This is a genomic window from Candidatus Agathobaculum pullicola (genome assembly GCF_052117205.1).
Classification (GTDB): domain Bacteria; phylum Bacillota; class Clostridia; order Oscillospirales; family Butyricicoccaceae; genus Agathobaculum; species Agathobaculum pullicola.
Genome location: NZ_JBQKJP010000125.1, coordinates 1 through 544, shown reverse-complemented (window position 1 = coordinate 544; position 544 = coordinate 1). Strand labels below are relative to the sequence as shown.

General features: G+C 52.4%; 1 protein-coding gene. It reads right to left on the bottom strand.

The genetic code is table 11. The features are described 5' to 3' along the window. A partial coding sequence (locus tag ACTQ3V_RS15705) for a right-handed parallel beta-helix repeat-containing protein (protein ID WP_502918992.1) occupies window positions 1-544 on the bottom strand: 544 nt, incomplete at both ends.

Below are 544 nucleotides of genomic sequence, written 5' to 3'. Positions count from 1 at the left end.
CCGTTCCAGCCGCCATCGTTGTAGGTATTATAGACCTCGTTGTACTGGAACACCGCGTCTTTACACTTCCAAGGCCACACGCTGGCTGCCACACATCCGAAAGGCTTGTCTCCGGAGGTGCCCTCCCCCTTATAATCCTGGGCGTTAATCTGGCTGGCCGCGCCATTTGCTACGTTATACTCGACAATGGGGCGGTAGCAGTACATGGTGGTGATGGCGTCACCGCCCACATCCTCCAGATAGTTGTTGCGGATGACCACGTCGGTCATGCCATAGGTCTTGGCTGCTTGATCGGAAATAGTGGAGTTTGGAAATTGGGCGTGATACGCCGTATAGGCCAGCGCAATGCCCCAGCGGTTGACGCTTTTTAAATAACAGTCCTCAATGAGAACGTCGTTGTAGCGGGCAATGCCGGTGGACGTCTCATTTTTTGGCTGAAAGACGGTAAAATAGATACCGCCGTTGTTCATATGCTTGTCCTGTACGTTGCCCTCTACGTCCTGAATATCCAGACCCTTTAAGTAGATGTGATCCAATGTTCCGC